The organism is Kribbella sp. NPDC104740, from assembly GCF_055583505.1.
The window spans coordinates 97,622-119,170 of record NZ_JBVJNV010000009.1 but is presented as its reverse complement, the minus strand read 5'-3'; the positions used below and the strand labels follow the sequence as shown (position 1 = coordinate 119,170).

The 21,549-nt window shown below is 70.4% G+C and carries 23 protein-coding genes; 7 read left to right on the top strand and 16 right to left on the bottom strand.

Going from position 1 to position 21,549, the window contains the following annotated elements; genetic code table 11:
* Positions 1-58: 58 nt before the first annotated feature.
* The gene (locus ACZ6Z4_RS34615; RefSeq protein ID WP_465574773.1) at positions 59-655 is read left to right on the top strand and encodes a helix-turn-helix domain-containing protein; all 597 of its coding nucleotides are present in this window, start codon (positions 59-61) and stop codon (positions 653-655) included.
* A gap of 36 nt (positions 656-691) precedes the next feature.
* On the opposite strand, the gene ACZ6Z4_RS34610 is transcribed toward ACZ6Z4_RS34615, so the two are convergent.
* Genes ACZ6Z4_RS34610 through ACZ6Z4_RS34595 form a run of 4 tightly spaced genes read right to left on the bottom strand, consistent with a single transcriptional unit; the run spans position 692 to position 4,419 of the window.
* Positions 692-1,825, bottom strand: a complete 1,134-nt coding sequence (locus tag ACZ6Z4_RS34610) for a D-alanine--D-alanine ligase family protein (protein WP_465574770.1) — start codon at positions 1,823-1,825, stop codon at positions 692-694.
* A gap of 58 nt (positions 1,826-1,883) precedes the next feature.
* Positions 1,884-3,026, bottom strand: coding sequence for an NAD(P)/FAD-dependent oxidoreductase (locus ACZ6Z4_RS34605; RefSeq protein WP_465574767.1), 1,143 nt, complete (start codon positions 3,024-3,026; stop codon positions 1,884-1,886).
* Positions 3,026-3,217 (bottom strand): ferredoxin, encoded by a 192-nt coding sequence (locus ACZ6Z4_RS34600; protein ID WP_363676386.1) that lies wholly within the window; start codon positions 3,215-3,217, stop codon positions 3,026-3,028. Before ACZ6Z4_RS34600 ends, ACZ6Z4_RS34605 begins: the two co-directional genes overlap by 1 nt.
* Entirely contained in the window at positions 3,217-4,419 is a 1,203-nt protein-coding gene (locus tag ACZ6Z4_RS34595) for a cytochrome P450 (protein ID WP_465574763.1), read from the bottom strand. The genes ACZ6Z4_RS34600 and ACZ6Z4_RS34595 overlap by 1 nt, the downstream gene beginning before the upstream one ends.
* Before the next feature lie 73 nt (positions 4,420-4,492).
* On the opposite strand from ACZ6Z4_RS34595, the gene ACZ6Z4_RS34590 reads away from it, so the two are divergent.
* Together ACZ6Z4_RS34590 and ACZ6Z4_RS34585 are read left to right on the top strand one after the other, a co-directional pair.
* The gene (locus tag ACZ6Z4_RS34590; protein WP_465574760.1) at positions 4,493-5,086 is read left to right on the top strand and encodes a TetR/AcrR family transcriptional regulator; all 594 of its coding nucleotides are present in this window, start codon (positions 4,493-4,495) and stop codon (positions 5,084-5,086) included.
* A gap of 141 nt (positions 5,087-5,227) precedes the next feature.
* Positions 5,228-6,334, top strand: coding sequence for a trans-sulfuration enzyme family protein (locus tag ACZ6Z4_RS34585; protein ID WP_465574757.1), 1,107 nt, complete (start codon positions 5,228-5,230; stop codon positions 6,332-6,334).
* A gap of 229 nt (positions 6,335-6,563) precedes the next feature.
* On the opposite strand, the gene ACZ6Z4_RS34580 is transcribed toward ACZ6Z4_RS34585, so the two are convergent.
* Together ACZ6Z4_RS34580 and ACZ6Z4_RS34575 are read right to left on the bottom strand one after the other, a co-directional pair.
* Positions 6,564-7,721: an MFS transporter gene (locus ACZ6Z4_RS34580; RefSeq protein WP_465574754.1), complete on the bottom strand. Its 1,158-nt coding sequence runs from the start codon at positions 7,719-7,721 to the stop codon at positions 6,564-6,566.
* Positions 7,718-8,500, bottom strand: a complete 783-nt coding sequence (locus ACZ6Z4_RS34575; protein WP_465574751.1) for a DeoR/GlpR family DNA-binding transcription regulator — start codon at positions 8,498-8,500, stop codon at positions 7,718-7,720. The genes ACZ6Z4_RS34580 and ACZ6Z4_RS34575 overlap by 4 nt, the downstream gene beginning before the upstream one ends.
* 69 nt (positions 8,501-8,569) lie before the next feature.
* On the opposite strand from ACZ6Z4_RS34575, the gene ACZ6Z4_RS34570 reads away from it, so the two are divergent.
* Positions 8,570-9,727, top strand: coding sequence for an MFS transporter (locus ACZ6Z4_RS34570; RefSeq protein ID WP_465575401.1), 1,158 nt, complete (start codon positions 8,570-8,572; stop codon positions 9,725-9,727).
* On the opposite strand, the gene ACZ6Z4_RS34565 is transcribed toward ACZ6Z4_RS34570, so the two are convergent.
* Positions 9,724-10,386: a FadR/GntR family transcriptional regulator gene (locus ACZ6Z4_RS34565; RefSeq protein WP_465574748.1), complete on the bottom strand. Its 663-nt coding sequence runs from the start codon at positions 10,384-10,386 to the stop codon at positions 9,724-9,726. The genes ACZ6Z4_RS34570 and ACZ6Z4_RS34565 overlap by 4 nt on opposite strands.
* Before the next feature lie 43 nt (positions 10,387-10,429).
* On the opposite strand from ACZ6Z4_RS34565, the gene ACZ6Z4_RS34560 reads away from it, so the two are divergent.
* Complete coding sequence (locus ACZ6Z4_RS34560; RefSeq protein ID WP_465574745.1) at positions 10,430-11,629, top strand: MFS transporter; 1,200 nt, start codon at positions 10,430-10,432, stop codon at positions 11,627-11,629.
* A 45-nt stretch (positions 11,630-11,674) separates the two neighbouring features.
* Here ACZ6Z4_RS34560 and ACZ6Z4_RS34555 read toward each other — a convergent pair whose 3' ends face one another.
* Both ACZ6Z4_RS34555 and ACZ6Z4_RS34550 read right to left on the bottom strand, forming a co-directional pair.
* Complete coding sequence (locus tag ACZ6Z4_RS34555; protein WP_363676394.1) at positions 11,675-12,682, bottom strand: sugar phosphate isomerase/epimerase family protein; 1,008 nt, start codon at positions 12,680-12,682, stop codon at positions 11,675-11,677.
* A gap of 41 nt (positions 12,683-12,723) precedes the next feature.
* Entirely contained in the window at positions 12,724-13,812 is a 1,089-nt protein-coding gene (locus tag ACZ6Z4_RS34550) for a Gfo/Idh/MocA family protein (protein WP_465574738.1), read from the bottom strand.
* 78 nt (positions 13,813-13,890) lie between these two features.
* On the opposite strand from ACZ6Z4_RS34550, the gene ACZ6Z4_RS34545 reads away from it, so the two are divergent.
* Positions 13,891-15,036 (top strand): ROK family protein, encoded by a 1,146-nt coding sequence (locus ACZ6Z4_RS34545; RefSeq protein ID WP_465574735.1) that lies wholly within the window; start codon positions 13,891-13,893, stop codon positions 15,034-15,036.
* Here ACZ6Z4_RS34545 and ACZ6Z4_RS34540 read toward each other — a convergent pair.
* The 3 genes from ACZ6Z4_RS34540 to ACZ6Z4_RS34530 are packed head-to-tail and all read right to left on the bottom strand — an operon-like array spanning position 15,026 to position 17,714.
* Entirely contained in the window at positions 15,026-15,937 is a 912-nt protein-coding gene (locus ACZ6Z4_RS34540; protein ID WP_465574731.1) for an aminoglycoside phosphotransferase family protein, read from the bottom strand. The two genes, ACZ6Z4_RS34545 and ACZ6Z4_RS34540, sit on opposite strands and share 11 nt — an antisense overlap.
* Entirely contained in the window at positions 15,934-16,938 is a 1,005-nt protein-coding gene (locus ACZ6Z4_RS34535) for an NAD(P)H-dependent glycerol-3-phosphate dehydrogenase (protein WP_465574727.1), read from the bottom strand. Before ACZ6Z4_RS34535 ends, ACZ6Z4_RS34540 begins: the two co-directional genes overlap by 4 nt.
* Positions 16,935-17,714: a lysophospholipid acyltransferase family protein gene (locus ACZ6Z4_RS34530; RefSeq protein ID WP_465574724.1), complete on the bottom strand. Its 780-nt coding sequence runs from the start codon at positions 17,712-17,714 to the stop codon at positions 16,935-16,937. The genes ACZ6Z4_RS34535 and ACZ6Z4_RS34530 overlap by 4 nt, the downstream gene beginning before the upstream one ends.
* 16 nt (positions 17,715-17,730) lie before the next feature.
* Here ACZ6Z4_RS34530 and cofC point away from each other — a divergent pair, with 16 nt between their 5' ends.
* A complete protein-coding gene (cofC, locus tag ACZ6Z4_RS34525; protein ID WP_465574721.1) occupies positions 17,731-18,399 on the top strand; it encodes a 2-phospho-L-lactate guanylyltransferase in 669 nt (222 codons plus the stop codon).
* On the opposite strand, the gene ACZ6Z4_RS34520 is transcribed toward cofC, so the two are convergent.
* From ACZ6Z4_RS34520 to corA, 4 genes are all read right to left on the bottom strand, one after another.
* The gene (locus tag ACZ6Z4_RS34520) at positions 18,396-18,602 is read right to left on the bottom strand and encodes a hypothetical protein (protein WP_344183556.1); all 207 of its coding nucleotides are present in this window, start codon (positions 18,600-18,602) and stop codon (positions 18,396-18,398) included. The genes cofC and ACZ6Z4_RS34520 overlap by 4 nt on opposite strands.
* A 137-nt stretch (positions 18,603-18,739) precedes the next feature.
* On the bottom strand, positions 18,740-19,330 hold the full coding sequence (locus tag ACZ6Z4_RS34515; RefSeq protein WP_363676401.1) for an HU family DNA-binding protein: 591 nt from the start codon (positions 19,328-19,330) through the stop codon (positions 18,740-18,742).
* Between the two features lie 224 nt (positions 19,331-19,554).
* Positions 19,555-19,740 carry a hypothetical protein gene (locus ACZ6Z4_RS34510; protein WP_465574715.1) on the bottom strand — a complete coding sequence of 62 codons (186 nt, stop codon included), beginning with the start codon at positions 19,738-19,740 and terminating at the stop codon, positions 19,555-19,557.
* Between the two features lie 65 nt (positions 19,741-19,805).
* Positions 19,806-20,978 (bottom strand): magnesium/cobalt transporter CorA, encoded by a 1,173-nt coding sequence (gene corA / locus ACZ6Z4_RS34505; RefSeq protein WP_363676403.1) that lies wholly within the window; start codon positions 20,976-20,978, stop codon positions 19,806-19,808.
* Positions 20,979-21,549 lie beyond the last annotated feature (571 nt).

The following is a 21,549-nucleotide window of genomic DNA, read 5'->3' as shown; positions in this document are numbered from 1 at the left end:
ATCGTGGCCAGGGGCAATCGATCCGGCAAACGTTGTTGCCGAATGGCAAACTGGCGGCATGGACGAAACCATCGATCGCACCCTCGGCGCGGTGGGCCCGCGGCTCAAGACGCTGCGGCAGCGCCGCGAGGTCACCTTGAGCGACCTGTCCGCGCAGACCGGCATCTCGACCAGCACGCTGTCGCGGCTCGAGGCCGGGCTCCGGCGACCGACCCTCGAGCAGCTGCTGCCGCTGGCCCGGGCGCACGGGGTCACGCTGGACGAGCTGGTCGACGCGCCGCCGACCGGCGACCCGCGGATCAACCTGCGGCCGATCCCGACCGACGACGGCCGGACGATCCTGCCGCTGACCCGGCGGCCGGGCGGCATCCAGGCCTACAAGTTCGTGCTCCCGGCCGGGCGCGACGACGCCGAGCCGGACCTGCGCACCCACGAGGGCTACGACTGGGCCTTCGTCCTCAACGGCCGGCTCCGGCTGGTGCTCGGCGAGCACGACCTGATCCTCGAACCGGGCGAGGTGGCCGAGTTCGACACCCGGACGCCGCACTGGTTCGGCGCCACCAGCTCAGGTCCGGTGGAGTTCCTCAGCCTGGTCGGCAAGCAGGGCGAACGCGCCCACGTCCGCGCTGCTCCCAAGCAGCGCGGACCGAAGTGAGGCGTACCGCCGTACGGCCGAAACCGGGCCGCAGCGTCAGCGCAGACCGGTGGGCCGCGTCTGCGCCAGCGTCAGCAGGCGGTCGACCAACGCCGGGTAGTCCAGCCCCGACGCCGCCCACAGCCGCGGGAACATGCTGGTCGGCGTGAACCCCGGCATCGTGTTGATCTCGTTGATGATCACCCGGCCGTCGCCGTCGAGGAAGAAGTCGACCCGGGCCAGCCCCTCCGCCTCGATCGCGTCGAAGGCGGTCAGCGCCTTCGCCCGGATCTCCGCCACGACCTCGTCGGGAAGGTCCGCCGGCACCGAGAGCGCCGTGTACTCCTCGCCCTCCGGCAGGTACTTGGTCTCGAAGTCGTAGAAGTCGTGCCCGCCGCCGGAGATCGCGATCTCGCCGCAGACGCTCGCCTCGGGCAGGCCGCCGTTCAGCCCGCCCAGTACGCCGACCTCGATCTCGCGCGGCGTCTTCACCGACGCCTCGACGATCACCTTCGGGTCGTGCGCGCGGGCCTCGGCGATCGCGGCGTCCAGCTCATCGGCCGACGACACCTTGCTGATCCCCAGACTCGACCCGCCGCGCGCGGGCTTCACGAAGACCGGGAAGCCCAGCTCGGCCACAGCGGTCCGGCAGGCGTCGGGGTCACGCAACCAGTCGCGGTCGCGGATCACGACGTACGGGCCGACCTCGAGGCCGGCCGCCGCGAAGACGACCTTCATGTAGTGCTTGTCCATGCCGACCGCGCTGGACAGCACGCCGGAGCCGACGTACCGGATGTCCGACATCTCCAGCAGGCCCTGCAGCGTGCCGTCCTCACCCCAGGGGCCGTGCAGCAGCGGGAAGACCACGTCGACCTCGCCGAGCGTGCTCGGCACCTGATCGGGTTCGGAGACCACCAGCTCGCGGTCGGCGCCGAACAGCACCGGCGCCGCCGTCACGTCCACCTCGGGCAGCTTGCCGTCGGTGATCGACAGCCGGTCGGGGTCGCCGCTCTCCAGCACCCAGTGTCCCGAGGTGGTGATCCCGACCGGAACCACCTCGTACTTGTCCCGGTCGATCGCCTGCAGCACGTTGGCCGCGGTCACGCAGGAGATGGCGTGCTCGCTCGACCGCCCGCCGAAAACCACAGCGACGCGGGGCTTGCTTTTTTCGTCCCTCGAGAACTCACTCACCGGCTCGACGATAGCGCTAGCACGGCCACGGCTTGACCGGGGTTTGGTAAAGATGTCTTCAGATTGCTGTCAGTAGCGCCCGTTCGGAGCGCAGTTCGCGGGGCATGTTCCAGCCCAGTACGGCGCTCACGCGGCCGCCGGAAACGTAGTGGGCGAGGAACTTCCGGGCCGCCGGATCGCCGGCCACGACGGCCATCCGCGCGTCGGGCGGGACGACGCCGTAGACCTGGATGCGGGCGTCGTACTGGTCGGTCCAGAAGTACGGGACCGGGTCGAACTCGACCTCCTGCCCGAGGATCCGGCGAGCGGCCCAGACCGCTTGCTCGGTCGCGTTGAACCGGTGCTCCAGCCGCAACGGCGTCCCGAACCGCGTGCTCGTCCAGCGCGCGACATCGCCCGCCGCATGCACTCCAGCCGGCGCTTCGTCGCACAACACGCCGTCCCCGCACGGCAGCCCGGACGTATCCAACCAGTCGGTTACCGGACGGGACCCGACAGCAACCAGCACCGCGTCCGCCTTCACCACCGAGCCGTCCGACAGCTCGACGCCCTCCACAGCCGACTCCCCGAGGAGCCGCGTCACACCAGACCCACCAACAACCCGTACGCCGTTCGCCGCATGCAGCTCAGCGAGCATCCATCCCAGTTCAGCGCCCAGCTGCACAGCGAGCGGCGCCGGAGCCAGGTCGACCAGCGTCACCTCGCAGCCGAGCTGCCGGGCCGCAGCAGCCGTCTCCGACCCCAGGAACCCAGCTCCCACGACCACTACCGAGTCAGCGTCGACCAGCGACTTCCGCAACGCCACAGCATCGTCCAGCGTCCGCAGCACATGTACGCCGGCCAACTGGTGCCCGTCACTGAGCCGTACAGGCTGCACGCCGGTCGCCACAACCAGGTGATCCCAGCCGAGCGCCTCGCCGGTCGACAAGGCCACCTCCCGCCGAGCCAGGTCCAGCCCGGTAGCGCGGGTAGCAAGCCGCAGGTCGATCCCCTGCTCGGCGTACGTCGTACCGGCACCGAAGCTGGTGCGCTCAGCCGGCCAGCTGCCGAGCAGGACCTGTTTCGACAGCGGTGGCCGGTCGTACGGGAGGTGCGGCTCGTCACCGATCACCGTGATCGCTCCGGTGAACCCCTCTCGCCGCAGCGTCTGTGCGGTCGTGGAGCCCGCAGCTGAGGCTCCGACGACGACTACCCGTTCCATTACTCGCTCAGCACGATGGCACGGGCCGGACAAAGCAGCGCGGCCTCACGGGTTGCGGCGTACTCGTCAGCACCAGGCTCCCGCAGCAGTACGGCGACGCCGTCCTCGTCGCGCTGGTCGAAGACCTCCGGCGCGGCCAGCACGCACTGCCCGGCCGCGACGCAGCTCTCCTGGTCGATGTCGACGTTCATCAGTTCGCCTCCCAGGTCACCGGCAGCGCGGCCAGGCCGTAGACCAGCGCGTCGTGCTTGAACTCCAGCTCCTCGAACGGCACCGCCAGCCGCAGCCCGGGGATCCGCCGGAACAGCCGCGTGTAGACCTCGATCAGCTCGACCCGTGCGAGCTGCTGGCCGAGGCACTGGTGCGGCCCGAAGCCGAAGGCCAGGTGCGCCGACGCCTTGCGGGTCAGGTCGATCCGGTCGGCGTCGGGGAAGACGCTGGTGTCCCGGTTGCCGGCGGTGATCGCGGCGATCAGGTACTCGCCCGCCTTGATCGTCTCGTCGCCGATCGGGATGTCGTCGAGCACGTGCCGGAACAGGCCGAACTGCACGACGGTCAGGTAGCGCAGCATCTCCTCCACAGCGGCCGGGGCGATCTCCGGGTGCTCGCGTAGCTGCTCCAGCTGATCAGGGTTGCGCAGCAAGGCCAGCGTGCTCAGCCCGATCATGTTGGCCGTCGTCTCGTGCCCGGCGATCAGCAGCGTGATGCCGATCGACACCAGCTCGGGCACGGTCAGCGGCGTGCCCTGGTCCTCGGCTCTGGTGATCAGCCGGGTCAGCAGGTCGTCAGCAGAGCGGTCCTCGTGCTTGGCCAGCACCAGCTTGGCCATGTACTGCTGGATCTCCTCGCTGGTCTCCATCTGCTCCTGCGGGGTCCGCTGCACCGAGAGCAGCAGCGCTGACCAGTGCTGGAACTGGTCGCGGTCGGCGTACGGTACGCCGAGCAGCTCGCAGATCACCAGCGACGGGATCGGCAGCGCGAAGTGCTCGACCAGGTCGACCGGTCCGCCGGTGGCGAGCAGCCGGTCGAGGTGCTCCTCGACCAGGTCGACGATCCGCGGCCGCAGCGCCTGCACCCGCTTCACGGTGAACTCCGCGGTCAGCAGCCGGCGCAGGTGCGCGTGGCGCTCGCCGTCGTTCTGCAGCACCGAGCCGGAGTCGACCTCACGCTCCAGGTCGGCGTGCGGCGACATGTGCGCCGAGGGCGCCGAGCGGGAGCTCAGGTTCGGGTTGCTGAGCACCTCGCGCACCTCGTCGTACCGGCTGACCACCCAGGCGTCGACACCGAGCGGGGTGGACACCTTGGTGGGCTGCGGCCCGGCCAGCAGGTCGGCGTACCCGGTGGCGGGGTCGAACGGGCAGCCGCTCGGCCGGGTGTGCGGAAAGTCGGTCATCGAACCTCCAAAGCTGGAAGTGACTACCATATGACTGTATGTGTTGCTTTTCAAAAGGAAGTAAGTTGGGCAGATGGGACTGCGTGAGCTGAAGCGGGAGCGAACCCGCCGGCTGATCTCGGACAAGGCTTTCGAGCTGTTCAGCGACCACGGCTTCGGCCGGACCACGGTCGAGCAGATCGCCGCGGCCGCCGAGGTCGGGCCGAGCACGCTCTACCGCTACTTCCCGACCAAGGAGACCCTGGTCATCGAGTTCGTCGAGGACTCACTGTTCGGCGCGATCGACTGGCTGCGCGAGCAGCCGGCCGACCTCGAACTGCCGGTCGCGCTGGCCCAGGTGATCGACCGGGTCCTGGACCGGATGCAGAGCAACCCCGACCGCGTCCGCACGGTCTACGAGTTGGCCGAGCAGACCCCGTCGCTGAGCGCCCACCTGACCGACGCGATCTGGCGCTGGCGCAAGGACCTCAGCACCGAGCTCGTACGCCGGTCCGCCGGCTCCGCGCTGACCGCCAAGCTCGCGGCCGGGACGACGATGAACGTGATCGAGATCGTCGTCGAGACCTGGGTCGGCGACCCCGCCGGCCCGTCGATCAAGGAGCTGGCGCGCGAAGCGCTGCAGCTGTTCGAGGACCGAGGCATCCCATTGCCGTCCGCCATCCGCTGACCTCCGCTGCCCTTCCCCTGCGCGATCTGCCGCCCGCTCGCGTTCCCCTGCGCCACCTGCTGCCCCGCTCGCCCTCCCCCGCCACCCCGCTGACTCTCCCCCCGGCCCGACCCGGCCGACTCCGCTTGCGACAATCCCCGCATGACCCCTGAGCTCGATCCGTCCACCGTCGTCGTGCATGCCGGGCGCCCCGAGCGGGTGCCGGACGCGCCGCTCGGTGAGTCGCCGGTCTTCAGCTCCACCTACATCGCGGGCGGCGACCGCGGCTACGGCCGGTTCGACAACGACGCCTGGGCCGCGCTCGAGCAGACCCTGGGCGAGCTCGAAGGCGGTCGCGGGCTCACCTTCGCCTCCGGCATGGGCGCGGTCGCGGCGATCTGCGACCTGATCCCGGTCGGCGGGCGCGTGGTCGCTCCGCAGCACGCCTACAGCGGCGTACTAGGTCTGCTCGACCAGCAAGCGGCTGCCGGCCGGCTGCAACTCCACCGGGTCGACATCGCCGACACCGACCAGGTCGTCGCGGCAGCAGCCGGAGCCGACCTGCTCTGGATCGAGTCCCCGACCAACCCGGCGATGGAGGTCGCGGACCTGCCAGCACTCTGTACGGCAGGACGCGCGGCCGGCGCACTGGTCGTTGTCGACAACACCTTCGCCACCCCGCTGCTGCAGCGCCCGCTGGAGTTCGGCGCCGATCTGGTGATGCACTCGGCGACCAAGTTCATCGCCGGGCACTCCGACGTACTTCTCGGCGCGATCATCACCGCGAACGACGAGCTGTGGACGACGCTGGAGTCGAAGCGCCGCAACCTCGGCGCGATCCCCGGCCCGATGGAGGCCTGGCTCGGGCTGCGCGGCCTGCGCACGCTCGCCCTCCGGCTGGAGCGCGCGCAGTCGAACGCCGCCTTCCTCGCCGAGCGCCTGCGCGAGCACCCGCGGGTCAGCCGCGTCCGCTACCCCGGCCTCGCCGACGACCCCGGCCACGCCCGTGCCAAGGCGCAGATGTCGGGCTTCGGCGCGATCCTCGCCGTCGAGCTCGGCGGCGACGGCGAACTGGCTCAGCGGGTCTGCGAGTCCACGAAGCTGTGGGTCCACGCCACCAGCCTCGGCGGCGTCGAGTCCATGCTCGAACGCCGCCGCCGCTGGCCCGCGGAGGTCCCGACGATTCCGGTCGACCTGATCCGCATGTCGGTCGGCATCGAGCACCCGGGCGACCTGTGGGCCGACTTGGAACAGGCGCTGAAGGCCTAGCCCGCCCCTGCGGGCGGGGGGAGAGGTGGGGCGGAGTAGATGCGGCAGGGGTCGGTGGGGCAGGGGTCGTTGGGCGGAGTAGGTGCGGCAGGGGCAGGTGGCGCAGGGGTCGGTGGGGCGGGGGCAGGTGGGGCAGGGGTCGGTGGGGCGGGGGCAGGTGGGGCAGGGGTCGGTGGGGCGGGGGCAGGTGGGGCAGGGGTCGGTGGGGCAGGGGTAGGTCGGGCGGGGCTCAGGGCTTCCTGGCTCGCAACACCGGCGCTCCGATCACCGTCAGCACGCACAGCACCGCCGGCAAGATGAACGCGATGTTCAGCGGCATGAAGTGCGCCAGCCCACCGATCAACGCCGGCCCGGCCAGCAACCCGACGTACCCAAGCCCAACAACCTTCGCCATCAACGCCCCCGAGGCCCGCGGATCCAGGTTCCCCGCCGCCGTGAACAGCTGCGGCACTCCCCCGGCCAACCCGAGCCCGAACAACGCCCACCCGACCAGCCCAACCGCGACCCACGGGCTCAGGATCACGATCGTCAACCCGACAGCAGCCAGCGCAGCGCCGTACCGCACGATCGCCATCGCCCCGATCACCGCGGCGACCCGGTCCGTCGCGAACCGCCCGACCGTCATCGCGACAGCAAACGCGCCGTACGCGTACGCCGCCGTACTGGTCGAAGTCCCCAGCACATCCCGGAACTGCAACGCAGCCCAGTCGTTCGCAACCCCCTCCGCGAGCATCAGCCCGAACGCCAGCCCGCCCAGGGCCCACACCAACTTCGCCGGCGGCTTACTCGAGGGCGCTTCCTCATGGGACTCCGGCACATCAGCCTCGATCAAGTACCGGCTCGTCGCCAGCGACACGACGACGAGCAGCACCCCACAAGCCCCCAACGTCACCTCGGTCGGTACGCCGGCCCGCAACGTCATCGCCCCGATCAGCGCGGCGATCGCCCCGCCGATCGACCACATCGCGTGGAACGCCGCCATGATCGGCCGCGGGTAAGCCCGCTCGACCACGACAGCGTGCGCGTTCATCCCCACATCCAGCGACCCGTTCGCGAACCCGAGCAGCATCAGCGTCAACCCAAGCGTCCACCACGAGTCGGTCAGCCCCGGCCCGAACAGCGACACCCCCAGCAACGCCGCCGACGCCGGCACCAGCCGGCGCTGCCCGACCCGATCAGCCAGCGGCCCGGCAACCTGCATCCCCAAGAACGCGGCGCCACCGAGCACGAGCAACAGCAGCCCGAGCGTGCTGTGCGTGATCCCGGTCGCGTGCTCGATGTTCGGGATGTGCACCACCCACAGCCCGATGGCGAAACCGTTGATGCCGAAGTACACCCAGGTCGCGATCCGGGCCGCTCGCGGCGGCGCGGCGACGATCGTGCTCACAGAACGTCCTCCACAGCTGAGCCGGCCACCTGGACGAGGACGCCGCGCTCGGCCAGCGCGGCCCGCTCGTCCTGCGGGGCCGACGGGTCGGTGATGATCAGGTCGGGACGGTCGGCGGCGCAGACGAACGCCAGCGCCGCGCGGTCCCACTTCGCGCCGTCCACCAGCGCGATCGAACGGGTCGCCACGGCCAGCGCCTGCAGCTTCACCTCGGCGTCCCCCAGGTCGTACGCCGTGAGCCCGGTCTCCAGGCTGAACGCGCACGGGCTGAGCACCGCGACGTCGAAGCGCAGCGCGCGCAGCGAGGCCAGCGTCAGCGGGCCGACCAGCGCCTGCTCGCCCTTGCGCGGTTCGCCGCCGGGCAGCAGCAACCGGATCCCGGGGTTGTCGACGAGCTCCTGGGCGACCTGCAGCGACAGCGGCATCACCGTCATCGTCCGGCCGCGCAGCAGCCGCGCGACCTCGAGCGCCGTCGTACCGCTGTCGAGCACGATCGAGTCGCCGTCGCGCAGCTGGTCCACGGCCGCCGCGGCGATCGCCTGCTTGGCTTTGACCGCCGCCGTCGAACGCGCCGCGAACGGCGGTTCGAGACCGGCCGGCATCGCCGAGACGGCGCCGCCGTGGACGCGTTTGAGCACGCCCTGCGCGGCCAGGTAGTCGAGGTCGCGGCGCACGGTCATGTCCGAGGCACCGGTGAGCTCGACCAGTTCGGCCACCGCGATCCGGGCCGAGCCCTGCAGCCGTTCTACGATGACACGCTGACGCTCGGCACTCTTCACGCCGTCGAATCTAACATTTCTCCCTGTGCGTTCAAACATTCCGCCTGTTGATATGGACTTCCCCCTGTGATGATCGATGAGGTACGGCGGGCCCGCGTCGCGGTGGCCGTCGTGTTCTGCGTGCACGGCTCGGTGACCGGCTCGTTCGCGACCCGGGTGCCGTGGATCCAGGACCACGCCGGCGTCAGCCCCGGCCAGCTCGGCCTCGCGCTCGCGTTCCCGGCGCTCGGTGCGGCGCTCGCGATGCCGCTGGCCGCCCGGGTCAGTCACCGCTTCGGCTCTCGTACGGCGTTGCGCGGACTGCTCGCGCTCTGGACGCTCGCGCTGGTCCTGCCCTCGCTCGCGCCGAACCTGCCCGCCCTCTGCGGCGCCCTGCTCGTGTACGGCGCGACCGCGGGGATGGCCGACGTCGCGATGAACGCGCTCGGCGTCGAGGTCGAGCACCGGCTGGAGAAGTCGATCATGTCCGGCCTGCACGGGATGTGGAGCGTCGGTGCGCTGATCGGGTCCGGGATCGGCACGGTCGCCGCGCACCTCGACGTGAACGCACAGCTGCACCACCTGGTGATGGCCGGCGTCCTGACCGTGCTCGGCGCGATCGCCTGCCAGTACGTGCTCAACCTGCGTCCGACCGAGGAGGAGGAAGCGCCGCCGCGGTTCGCGCTGCCGCCGAAGTCGGCGCTGCTGATCGGCGCGGTCGGCTTCTGCGCGGTCTTCGCCGAGGGCGCGAGCCTGGACTGGTCGGCGGTCTACCTGGAGGACGTGCTCACCACCTCGGCCGGGGTCGCGGCCGGCGCGACGACGGGCTTCGCGCTGACGATGGCGATCGCGCGGCTGGTCGGCGACGCGGTGGTCGACCGGTTCGGCGCGGTGCCGACGGTCCGGGTCAGCGGCGTGATCGCGACGCTCGGCGGCGTACTCGTCGTACTGGCTCCGCACCCGGTCGTCGCGATGACCGGCTTCGGACTGCTCGGCCTCGGCATCGCGGTCGTGGTCCCGCTCGCCTTCGCGGCCGCGGGCAAGTCCGGACCCAACCCCAGCCAGGCGATCGCGGGCGTCGCGACCGTCACATACGCGTCCGGCCTGGTCGCGCCGTCGATCATCGGCGGGATCGCGCAGGCCAGCAGCCTGACGCTGTCCTTCATCGTGGTCACCGTCCTGGCGACCGGCCTCGCGCTGTTCGCGCCCGTCCTCGCGCCTCGCCGCAAGGTCACCGACGCCGCCTAGGCGCCCTGCTTCACCGTCTCGATCAACCCGTACGACGCGCGCGCGGCCGCGTCCGGATCGCCGTTCGTGATCGCCTCGAACACGTCGAGGTGCGCCGCGCGCAGCCCCGGATGCTCGGGGAAGGCCGCGCTCTGCTCGATCGACTCGCTCAGCAGACCGCCCATCGCGGCGTACAGGCGCACCAGCACCGGGTTCCCCGAGGCCTCGACGATGCCCTGGTGGAACGCGGTGTCCGCGGCCACGAAGGCCGCGAGGTCGCTCGCGTCGTGGGCGGCGTCGCGGGCCTCGAGCGCCGCGATCAGCGCCTTGATCCCGTCGGCGCTCGGGCGCTGCGCGGCCAGCCGGGCCGCGGCCGCCTCGATCCCGGCCCGGGCGTCGAAGACGTGGTCGAGCGACGTGACCTCGTCGCGCAGCAGCACGCCACCGATCTCGTCGGTCGCGCGCACGTAGGTGCCGTCGCCGACGCGCGGCTCCAGCAGCCCGGTCAGGCTCAGCGAGCGCAGCGCCTCCCGCACGGTCCCCCGGCTGACGCCGAGCTCCGTGGCGAGCTGGTGCTCGCCGGGGATCCGCTCACCGCGCGGCCACTCGCCGGACTCGATCCGCCCGCGGAACTGCTCCGAGACCTGGATCACCAGCGGAACCTGCCGAATCAATGACATAGTGTGTAAATGTAGGACATCTACAGGGATGAGGGAAGCACCAGTGGCTCAGTCCGCCGCACCGGCCGTCCGGCAGTACTCACCAGTGATCACCGCGACCGCCTTCGTCGTGGCCCTGAGCCTGCGCCCGGCGCTCACCGCGGTCGGCCCGGTGCTCCCCCGGATCGGCGTCGACCTGCACCTCGGCGAGGGCGTGCTCGGCCTGCTCGGCACGCTGCCGCTGCTGGCGTTCGCGTTCGCCTCCCCGCTCGTGCACCTGCTGTCGCGCCGGTTCGGGATGGAGCGGACAGTCTTCGTCTCTCTGCTCGTCCTGGCCGTCGGTACGGCGGCCCGCCCGTACACGGGTCTGGCCGGCCTCTGGATCGGGACCGTCGTGGTCGGCGCGGCGATCGCGGTCGGCAACGTGCTCGTCCCGGTCATCCTGAAGCGCGACTACGCCGCGAACGTGTCCCGCGCGACGGGCATCTACACGGCGTTCATCACCGGCGGCGCCGCGGTCGCGTCGCTGGTCGCCGTACCGATCGCGAACGCGGCCGGCTGGCGGCTCGCGCTCGCGATCTGGGGCGGGCTCGCCGTCCTGGTCGCGCTGGTCTGGCTGCCGCGGACGATCTCACCGGCGCCGGTCCCCGCCGCGCCCGCGACCGACGACGAGAACCCGCCGGTCAGCGTCTGGCGGCAGCCGATGGCGTGGCTGGTCACGTTCTTCATGGGCCTGCAGTCGACCAGCTTCTACCTGCTGGTGAACTGGCTGCCGACGATCGAGATCTCGACCGGGATCTCGGAGAAGACCGCCGGCGTGCACATCTTCCTGTTCCAGGTGTTCGGGCTGATCGGCGGCCTGAGCATCCCGTGGCTGATGCGGCACCCGACCGACCAGCGCCCGGGCACGATCGCCGCGAGCGTGCCGATCCTCACCGCGCTGCTCGGGCTCCTGCTGGTGCCCGACCTGGCGCTGCTGTGGGTCGTACTGGCTGGGCTCGGACAGGGCGCGGCGCTGGTCGCCGCGCTGTCGCTGATCAGCATCCGCGGCCGCAGCCACCACGAGACGACGCAGCTGTCCGGCATGGCTCAGTCCATCGGGTACCTGCTGGCCGCCGGTGGTCCAGTGGCCGCAGGCTTCATCACCGAGCACACGGGTGGGTGGGACACGACACTGATCGTGTTCGCGGCCCTGGCGACGATCCAGCTCGCCCTGGGCTTCGCCGCCGGCCGCGACACCCGCCAGGCGACCCCCAACAAGTAGTTGCCACCGCCACGGGCTCAAGTAGCCGTGGCGGTGGCGGGCTGACTATTTGTCTGTTGCAAAGGCTGCATCAAACGCAGCCTCGGGCTTGTCGAACGCCAGGTTCCGAATGACGTTCACAGCCTCAGCCGCGCCGACCTTCCGCTCCATCCCGGCGTCCTCCCACTCCACCGAGATCGGCCCGGCGTACCCGATCGAGTTGAGGACCCGGAAGCAGTCCTCCCAGTTCACGTCGCCGTGGCCGGTGGAGTAGAAGTCCCAGCCGCGGCGCGGGTCGCCCCACGGCAGGTGCGAGCCGAGCCGGCCGTTGCGGCCGCCGCCGACCCGCATCCGGGTGTCCTTGCAGTCGACGTGGTAGATCCGGTCCTTGAAGTCCCACAGGAACGCGACCGGGTCGATGTCCTGCCACACCATGTGCGACGGGTCCCAGTTCAGCCCGAACGCCTCGCGGTGCCCGATCGCCTCCAGGGCCAGCGTCGTCGTCCAGTAGTCGTAGGCGATCTCCGACGGGTGCACCTCGTGCGCGAACCGGACGCCCTCGGCGTCGAACACGTCGAGGATCGGGTTCCAGCGGTCGGCGAAGTCCTGGTAGCCGGCATCGATCCGCTCGGCCGGGACCGGCGGGAACATCGCGACGTACTGCCAGATCGACGAGCCGGTGAAGCCGATCACCGTGTCGACACCGAGCAGCCGGGCCGCCCGCGCGGTGTTCTTCAGGTCGTCGGCCGCGCGCTGCCGAACCCCCTCCGCGTCACCGTCGCCCCAGACTCGGCCGGGCACGATCGCTTGGTGCCGGAAGTCGATCGGGTCGTCGCAGACCGCCTGGCCGACCAGGTGGTTCGAGATCGCCCAGACCTTCAGGTTGTACTTGTCCAGGATGTCCTTGCGGGTCTGGACGTAGTTCGGGTCGTCGATCGCCTGCTGGACGTCGAAGTGGTCACCGGAGCAAGCGATCTCGACGCCGTCGTACCCGGCCGACGAGGCGAACTCGCAGACCTCCTCGAACGGCAGGTCGGCCCACTGGCCGGTGAACAGGGTGATCGGGCGTGGCATCCGCGGTGCTCCTCAGCTGGAAGTGATCTTGTACGGCGTACTCAGGCGTCGACGTCGACCCACGCGGAGTCGGCGGCGGCCGACCGGAGAACGGCGTCGACCAAGCGGGCAGACCGTGCGCCGGCGGCGAAGTCCGGAAGTCCGTCCGGACGATCACCACCGCGCACGGCCGCGTAGGTGTCCGCGACGAACGAGTCGAACGCGTCCTGGTAGCCCTGGGCGTGACCGGCGGGCAGCCGGTTCACGCGGGCCGCCGGCGGGCTCAACGTGTCGGGGTCGCGGGTGAGCAGCTGGCTGGCCGCTCGATGGCCCACCCAGAGGCGGTCCGGGTCCTCCTGGTCGAAGCCGTAGCTCGACTCGGTCCCGGAGACCTCCAGGTACAGCCGGTTCTTGCGGCCGGCGGCGACCTGGCTGACCACGACCGTGCCGACGACGCCGGCCTCGGTGCGGAACTGGGCCGTCGCCAGGTCCTCGGTCTTGACGTCCACGCCACCACGCTGCGACCTGACCGTCCGGGTCTGCGCGCTGACCTGGGAGATCCGGTCGCCGGTGACGAACTCGGTCAGGTCGCACCAGTGCGAACCGATGTCGGCGAACGTCCGCGACGGACCACCGGCCGCGTCGTCGACGCGCCAGTTGTCGTCGTCGACGCCGGCCAGCCAGTCCTGCAGGTAGCTGCCGTGCAGGCTGGTGATGATCCCGGCATCACCGGCTGCCACTCGCGTCCGCAGCTCGCGGACCATCGGGTGGTAGCGGTAGACGAAGGGCACGGTGGCGACCAGCCCGGCCTCCTGCGCGGCCGCGACCAGACCGGTGGCGTCCTGCGCGTTGGTGGCCAGCGGCTTCTCGCAGATGACGTGCTTGCCCGCCTCGAGCGCCTTCAGGGTCACCGCGAGGTGCGTGCTGTTCGGCGTACAGACGTGGACGAGGTCGATGTCCGCGGCCAGCAGGTCGTCGAGGGTCGCGAACCCCTCGTCGGCACCGGTGGCCTCGGCGGCGGCCTTCGCGCGGTCCGGCGTCGAGCCGATCGCGCCGACCACCCGCGCACCACCGACCAGCGCGGACCGGCCGTGCACCCGGCCCATGAAGCCACCACCGACGATTCCGACCTTCAGCTTGTCTGTGGACACGCTCGGGACGCTATGTGACACTTTTGAACCCTGTCAAGCAAAAGTCCAGCGACGGCCGACGAAAGTGCGAGCACCCCGATGAGCGACCTCGGCACCACCGCCGGCGAGGCGGGCCCGCTGCTGCGGCTGCTGCTCGACGGCCGGCCGCGGACGCGCGCCGAGTTGATCGACCTGAGCGGCCTGGCGCGATCGACGGTGACCGGCAGGATCGAGGCACTGCTGGCCAGCGGGCTCGTCGTACCGTCGGGCGAAGCCGCGTCGACCGGTGGCCGCCCGCCCGCTCGCTTCCGCTTCAACCCGTTGGCTCGCTTGGTCCTGGCCGCGGACGTCGGCGCGACGCATCTCTCGATCGCCCTGACCGACCTGACCGGAACGATGATCGACAGCCGCACGCTGCCGTTGAACATCGCCGAAGGTCCCGAGGTGGTGCTCGGCGCGATCGTCCGCGAAGGCCTCGCGATGCTCGCGGCCGCGGGCCGCTCCCCCGCCGACCTGGCCGGCACCGGCGTCGGCCTCCCCGGTCCCGTCGACCACCGCACCGGGCGCCCGAACCACCCGCCGATCATGCCCGGCTGGGACTCGTACGACGTCGTCGCGCGGCTGTCCGCCGACCTGCCCGGCCAGGTCCTGGTCGACAACGACGTGAACATCATGGCGCTCGGCGAGCACAGTACGACGTACGCCGACGTCGAGCACCTGCTGTTCGTGAAGGTCGCCACCGGCATCGGCGCCGGCGTCATCAGCGGCGGTCGCCTGCACCGCGGCGCGCAAGGCGCGGCGGGCGACATCGGCCACGTGCAGACGCCGGGCCGGGCCGACCTCTGCCGCTGCGGCAACACGGGGTGTCTGGAAGCAGTGGCCTCGGGTACGGCGATCGCAACTGCTCTGACCTCAGCAGACATTGCTGCAACTTCAAGCCGCGATGTCGTGGACCTGGTCCGCTCTGGCAACCCCACTGCAACTCAACTGGTCCGCGAAGCCGGTCGTCAGATCGGCTCTGTCCTCGCCACCGCGGTCAGCCTGCTCAACCCCTCGGTGATCGTCGTCGGCGGCTCGCTCTCCCTCGCCGGCGACAGCCTGCTGGCCGGCATCCGCGAGACCGTCTACGCCAGATCGTTGCCCCTGGCCACCACCGAGCTGCGCGTCGTCGCCTCGACAGCCGGCGCCCAGGGCGCCCTCCACGGCGCCGCCGCCCTCGTACTGCAGCACACCCTCACCAGCTGACAGCGAGCTCATCCACAAAGGCCATCGCCCGCTCCAGCTCCGGCCCCCGCCGCGCGAACCTGAACCCGTGCCGCCGCCCCCAGTACACACCCCGCACCAACTGAAACCGCGCCCACATCCGCACCCGCTCGGGATCAACCTCCGCCGCCTCGGCAAAGATCTCCAGCTCCCGCAGCAACGCCTTCACCGCATCGTCCGCCCCCAGTAACACCCGCAGCCGCGACCGGAACAGCATGCTCCCGTCGTACGCCGGATCCCCGACCCACCCCTTCGGATCGATCGCCAGCCAGTCCTCCCGATCGCCCCGCAGAATGTTCCGCGGATGCAGATCCCCGTGCACCACCAGCTCCGGCTGACGACGCCCGATCTCCTCCACGACGGCAACCGCCGCATCCACCACCGCACCTGGCAGCACGTCCGGGTACGCCGCCGCCCCAGCACGAAGCTCGTGCACCCAGCCGTCGACCTGCTCCTCCAACCGCGGCCACCCCCGCGGCCCCGGAACGGCCAATCGGCGACTCAGCCTCCCCGCCACCGAGGCGATCTGGTCCCCGTCCTCGAGCTCGGCCAACTGCTCGGGCCCGGCCCGCTCCAGCAGCATCGCGAACCGCGCGTCATCCCGCTCACGCAGCAGAACCGCGCCCTGCCCTCTCCAGAGCGCGAACGCCTCCGGCTCGGACCTGTTCTCCGGATGCGGGAACGAAACCTTCAGCACTGCAGCGCCGTCAGTACGCCGTACCGGCACAACCAGCCCGACGCCGCCGTACCCGACCTCGCCATCGGCAACACAACCCCACCGCGCCAACAGCTCGTCGACAAGCCCAGGCAACTCAGCCAGCCAAGCCGTCCCGGCCTCGCCCTCCCGATCGATCGTGGTCCGGACGAAGCCGCCCGGGATCACCCCCAGCGCTCCGACTTCGCCGACCGTGAGACCAGGCTGAACAGCATGTCCTTCGGCGTCATCTCCCCCGCGACGACCTTGGTCACGTGCTCAGCGATCGGCATCTCCACGTCATGGTGATGCGCGAGCTCGGTGATCGACGAGCACGACTTCACGCCCTCGGCGACCTGACGGGTCGCCCCGGCGATCTCCGCGACAGTCATCCCCTGCCCGAGCTTCTCGCCGAACGTGCGATTGCGCGACAACGGCGAAGAGCAGGTGGCGACCAGATCGCCGAGCCCCGCCAGCCCTGAGAACGTGTGCTCGTCAGCACCCAGCGCCCCACCGAGCCGCGCGGTCTCCGCCAGCCCGCGCGTGATCACCGAAGCGCGCGCGTTGTCACCGAACCCGAGCCCGACCGCCATCCCGACGGCCAGCGCGATCACGTTCTTCGTCGCACCCCCGAGCTCGCAGCCGACCACGTCGTTGTTCGTGTACGGCCGGAAGACTGGCGAGTGGCACAGCTTCTGCAGCCGCGTCGCCGTTCCTTCGTCCGCACACGCGACGACCGCCGCAGCCGGCTGGCCTTCGGCGATCTCCCGCGCGAGGTTCGGCCCCGAGACGACCGCGATCCGCTCCGGCCCGGCGCCGGTCAGCTCGGCGATCACCTCGGACATCCGCTTCGTCGTACCGACCTCGACGCCCTTCATCAGACTGACCAGCGGTACGGCGGGCGGCAGCACGCCGGCCCAGTCCCGCAGGTTGTCGCGCAACGACTGGCTCGGTACGGCGAGCACGATCGCCTCGGCACCATCGGCCGCGGCGGCCGGGTCGTGGGTCGCGGTGATCGCCTCGGGCAACCGCAGCCCCGGCAGGTAGTCCGGGTTCTCGTGCCGGCTGTTGATCGCCTCGCACAACGACTCCCGGCGCCCCCACACCGACACCTGGTTCCCCGCCTGCGCCAGCACGGTGGCGAACGCCGTACCCCAGGAACCCGCCCCGAACACCGCGACCTTGGTCATCCGTTCTCCTCATCCTTGGACTTGCGGAGGTCGAACAATTCCTTCGGCGGGGTCTCCCCACGCAGCTCGCCGAGCCCGGCGGCGACCGTCTTCATGATCACCTCGGTTGCCTCGTGCAACAGCTCGTTGGTGATCTCGCGGCCCCGGAACGCGTCCAGGTCGACCGGCGGCCCGGCCTTGACCAGCATCGTCTTGCGCGGCAGCAGCCGGACCCGCAGCTTGTTGCCGTACGACTGGAAGACCTCCTGCGCGCCCCAGTTCGCGATCGGGATCACCGGGCAGCCGGTCATCAACGCGATCCGGGCGGCACCGGTCTTACCGGTCATCGGCCACAGGTCGGGGTCGCGCGTGATCGTGCCCTCGGGGTAGACGCCGACGCACTCCCCCCGCTCGACCGCCGCGACCGCGTCCCGGAACGCGTCGGCCGCCTGCGCGGACTCGCGGTACACCGGGATCTGCCCGGCCGCGGTGATGATCCGCCCGGCGATCGGCAGCTTGAACAGCGACGCCTTGCCGAGCAGCCGCGGGATCCGCCGGCACTCCCAGATGTAGAACCCGAGCACGAACGGATCGAAGTGCGAGATGTGGTTCGTCACGAACACCACGCCACCGGTCCGCGGCATGTTCTCGCGGCCGCGGAAGTCGGGTTTGGTGAAGACCAGCATGAACGGTTTGACCAGCGCCACCACCAGCCCGAACCAGAACCCGCGGCGCGGGCGTGGATCGTGTTCCGGGCTGTTCACTGCTGCCTCCTGCGGGTCGTCGCCGTACGTCATGGGAGAATCCTGCCTGATGGAAGACGTACAGGTCGCTCCCTGGATCCTGGTGATCCCGGTGAAGCGTACGGCGATCGCGAAGAGCCGGCTCGCTGCGGCCTACCCCCAGCACCGTCCGGAGCTCGCCCGCGCCTTCGCGGCGGACACCACCACGGCCGCGCTCGCGTCGCCGCTGGTGCGCGCGGTCCTGGTCGTCACCGACGACCCGCAGGTCGCCGCGGACGTGACCGCGGCGGGGGCGCGCGTCGTACCGGATCTTCCGCTGACCGGCCTCAACGAAGCACTCGAGCACGGTGCTTCGATTGCTGCTCTCGAGTTCCCGGGTGCCGGTGTCGCGGCGCTCTCGGCTGATCTCCCCGCGCTCCGCCCCGACGAGCTCACCGCCGCCCTCGCGGCCTGCGTCGCCGACCGCTCCTTCGTCATCGACCAACCCGGCACCGGTACGACGATGCTCGCGGCCGCGCCCGGCATCGCCCTCGATCCGCGCTTCGGCGTCGGCTCCGCCCTGGCCCACCAGGCCTCCGGCGCGGTCCCGCTGGCGCTCCCGATCCCGTCGGTACGCCGTGACGTCGACACCGCCGCGGATCTCGCCGACGCGATCCAGCTCGGCGTCGGCCCGCACACCGCCGACGTGCTGTCGATCGTCCTCGGCGCCGCGACGGGCTCCGAGGGTCTCGCCTGTTAGTGCAAGGTGATGAAGTGGACCGCGGTGATCGCGATCCCGTGGCCTGACCCGCTGGTCTCGACCCGCACCCGCTGACCGACGCGCAGGAAGCGGACCGGCGTACCGGCCAGCTCGTCGGCGCTGAACGGCAGCTCGACACCGGTGTCGGTCAGCACCGCACCGGACCTGGACGCGTCGTCGTAACGGCTCACTGTCGCCTGCATGGCTCCACGCTAGAGCACCGGGACGTTGCCGACGACATCTTCTCGCCACGGACATCCACCGGACACGGCGAAGGCCGGTCGCCCCTGGAGTGGGGAGACCGGCCTTCGCTGGTACAGCGGTGCCGCAGTGCCGAAGGTCAGCGGGCCGAAGCGCGCTTGGCCGGGGCCTTCTTGGCGGGGGCCTTCTTGGCCGGCGCCTTCTTCGCGACGGTGGCCTTCTTGACCGGGGCCTTCTTGGCAACGGTCTTGGTGGCCGGGGCCTTCTTCGCCGGGGCCTTCTTGGCGACCGTCTTGGTGGCGGCGGCCTTGGCCGGCGCCTTCTTCGCGGCGGTCTTGGTCGCGACGGCCTTGGCCGGAGCCTTCTTGGCCGGAGCGGCCTTCTTGGCCGGAGCAGCCGCCTTGGTGGCGGTCGCGGCCGGCTTCGGGGCCACCAGCTTCGGCATCTTCTTCGCGCCGGAGACCACGGCCTTCAGCTCCGCACCCGCGCGGAACTTCGGAACCACGGTCTTCTTGGCCCGCTTGGTCTCGCCGGTCCGCGGGTTGCGGACCATGCGGGCACCGCGCTCGATGGCCTCGAAGGCACCGAACCCGGTGATGGCGACCTTGCCGCCCTTCTTGGTCAGCTCGCGCTGGACGGTGTCGATCACCGACTCCAGGGCGTGCTGGGCCGAACGGCGATTTCCGTCGAAGTGCACTGCGAGCGCTTCGACCAACTGGCTCTTGTTCACTGTCTTCCCTCCGTGAACGATGGCGTCGAGCACAGCGCTCGATCTCACAGGAACGTTATGGACTCAACACGCCGTTCACAAACACCAACGCGGCAATTCGGCCTTGTTTTGGGCGATTTGCCCCCGATTTGGCCTCCGAACGCCCCTTTCGGGCCCCCGGATTCCCTTCTGAGCAACGATCCGGCGACCAACCGTGACCCCGGCCACAACCCGCCCGGAGCCGGTCAGCGACGCTTTCCGCGCAGCGACCGCAGCCCCGACTGGGCCGTGTCGAGCCCTCTGGTGACGGCGCTGTCGCCCTTGCGTTCCCGCAACGTCGCGCTGACCTTGCCCAGCAACCAGTCCACCAGCGGTACGGCGATCGCGAGCACGACCCACAGGATCAGCCGCCGGCGCAGGAACAACAACATCTCAGCCTCCAGAAGTCTCCGAGTCCGTCGAGGACCGGTGCCCAACCACTACACCGGCGTACGGGTCAGAGCCAGCCGCGGCGCTTGAAGACCTGGTGCAGGCTGCCGCAGACCAACGCCATCAGGCCGATCGCGAACGGATAGCCCCACTGCCAGTGCAGCTCCGGCATCACGTCGAAGTTCATCCCGTACACGGTCCCGATCAGCGTCGGCGCGAACAGGATCGCCGCCCACGCGGAGATCCGCTTCACCTCTTCGTTCTGCGCGTTGCTGGCGACCGTGAGGGACTTCATCTCCTCGTTCTGCTGCTGCGCCACCAGCGTCGCGTTCACGGTCAGGATGTCGCGCAGCAGCTCACGGAAACCGTCCACCCGCTCCACCACCTGCGTCACGTGGTCGGCGACGTCGCGCAGCGACCGCTGCAGCTCCTGGTCCACGCCGTACTTGTCGAACCCGGCCCGCAACGAGTCCAGCATCCCGATCAGCGGCCGGGTCGCGCGCTGGAACTCGATCACCTCACGCGACAGCTCGTAGATGCGCCGCGACACCTTCGGGTCGCCGCGGAACACCTCGGTCTCGATCTCGTCGATGTCGTTCTCCAGCCCCGCCACCACCGGCGCGTACCCGTCGACGACCTTGTCCATGATCGCGTAGAGCACCGCCTCGGTCCCCTGCCGCAGCAGCTCCGGATCGCGCTCCACCCGGCGCCGTACGGCGGCCAGGTTCGGCGCCTCCGCGTGCCGGACCGTCACCACGAAGTCCGGCCCCACGAACACGTGCACCTCGCCGAACTCGACCTCCTCGGTCGCGTCCCGGTACCGCGCCGCCTTCAGTACGACGAACAACGTGTCGCCGTACCGCTCCAGCTTCGGCCGCTGGTGCGCCTGGATCGCGTCCTCGATCGCCAGCTCGTGCAGATCGAACTCCTGCGCCAGCGACATCAACTCGCGCCGGTCCGGCCGGTACAACCCGATCCACGCCAAGCTGCGCGGCGCCTCGTGCAACACCTGGTACGTGTCAGCCAACGACTCCGGCGACGCCACCCGCCGCCCGTCGCAGTAGATCGCACTGTCCACAACCGAATGCCCCTTGGGCTTGCTGTGCCCCGGGTGCTCCGGCGCCGGCTCGATCGCCTCAGGAGCAGGCGCAGCCAGCCCCCCGGCGTACCGGCGAGCAGCAGCCCGCAGAGACGGCGTACGGCCGAAGGCCCGAAGAGTGCGCAGACGCAGGTCGGACATGAGTCCTCCAAAGAAGCAGCAGACGGATCCCTACGACGTCTGCCCGACCCCCGCGGCTCACCCACCGCGCACCACAACAACCCCGCTTTTCACGCAGGGGCAGCTGACCAGGAAGAGGAACTAGTTGCCTCGAGGCCGAGCGAAATCGGTATGTCTGGAGGGGTCACTGGTCATCAGCGCCTCACCTCCTAGATCTCGCAGCCTTGTCCGAACAACCTGGCAAGGGTAACACCAGAGTTATCACCCCGAGGTTTTCATCCCACGCGGGCTGCTCCGTCCACCAGCGCGGTGGGACAGGTGTTCACCCCACGCGGGCTCCTCCGTTCGCTAGCGCTCACTACGGTGCCTGCTCCCACCCGCCCTTTGCTCAGCTGCGGGCTAGCGCCCGCGGGTGCGCGTGCTTCGCCCGCTTCAAGTGCGCGCTGACGCGCTTCAAGTGCGCGCTGACGCGCTTCAAGTGCGCGCTGACGCGCTTCAAGTGCGCGCTAGCGCGCTTCGAGTGCGGCGCTAGCGCGCCTAAGTGCGCGGCTAGCGCCGCTTGGAGCGACTACAAGTGGTCGAGAAATGTTCA